Source organism: Flavonifractor plautii ATCC 29863 (assembly GCF_000239295.1).
GTDB lineage: Bacteria > Bacillota > Clostridia > Oscillospirales > Oscillospiraceae > Flavonifractor > Flavonifractor plautii.
In genome coordinates, this window is sequence record NZ_JH417822.1 from 1 (window position 1) to 996 (window position 996).

Below are 996 nucleotides of genomic sequence, written 5' to 3' on the forward strand. Positions count from 1 at the left end.
TTCACCGTCCAATATGTTTGACAAACCTACAGGAGGATTTTTTATGACCAAAGATGGACAGCTCAACTAGAGCAGTACGAAGCGGGAGATTGAGATCCGCTTCAGCAATGTACGCCGCGTCATGGACGACCTATGCCGGGCTTACTATGGGATGACCTGGGACGAGCATGAGCGGTTACATGGCGAAAGGAGGGAGGATAGCCATGAGGCCAAGAACGAGAGAGCGGCCACCGGTTCCAACGGACAATGAGATACTAGCGTATGACAATGTCCCGTTGAACGTTGCGGCCCGATATCTGGACTGGCCCGAACAAACGGTAAGGCTGGCGCTCAGAGAAGGCCGGGCAACCTTCGGGCTTGCGGTCAAGGACAAGGCGCTTACATACAAGATCAGCCCCGGCGGGCTGGTTAAGTACAAGCGGGAGGGCGTACCGTGCTTTGACTACGAAACCATCGTACACATGATACGGACTGCGGTGGCGAGCACCATCCAAAACGAAATAAGCGGGTTCCGGCTGGAACCGCTGGACTAGGAGGAATCGACCGTGAGCAAGACAAGATATGAGCGGCGCCGGGCCCACCGGGAGGCTGTGAGTGCGGTAGTGTTTACCGCCTGCATCGTGGTAGCCTGCGGATTGCCAAACTGGGTGGAGTGGCTGCTATGAACCGCTATCTGATTACGAGCGTTGCGGCTCTGTTTCTCCTACTGGCGCTGGTTGCACTAGTTGAAATCATCTGGAACCAGGAGCCGGAGCAGCCAGCCATTGAAACCCCGGCGGCAACCACCCCGACCCCCACGCCCACCGGCCCGCTCACCATCCAGATCACCGGACTGGAGGGCGCGGAGAGCATCGACGATGTGTGGGCGGTCATAGAAATCCCACATTGAGGAGGGAGCAAAATGGACTTAAAAAAGATTTTGGACGAGCATCTCCTTTGGCTGAATGGAGAGGGCGGCAGCCGTGCCGACCTGCGCGGTGCCGACCTGAGCGGTGC

The 996-nt window shown here is 57.4% G+C and carries 2 protein-coding genes; both read left to right on the forward strand.

All coding sequences use genetic code 11. The features are described from left to right. Nucleotides 1-203 precede the first annotated feature (203 nt). A complete protein-coding gene (locus HMPREF0372_RS14035) occupies nt 204-533 on the forward strand; it encodes a hypothetical protein (protein ID WP_050810504.1) in 330 nt (109 codons plus the stop codon). 128 nt (nt 534-661) lie between these two features. Next, the gene (locus HMPREF0372_RS14040; protein WP_007493774.1) at nt 662-889 is read left to right on the forward strand and encodes a hypothetical protein; all 228 of its coding nucleotides are present in this window, start codon (nt 662-664) and stop codon (nt 887-889) included. Nucleotides 890-996 lie beyond the last annotated feature (107 nt).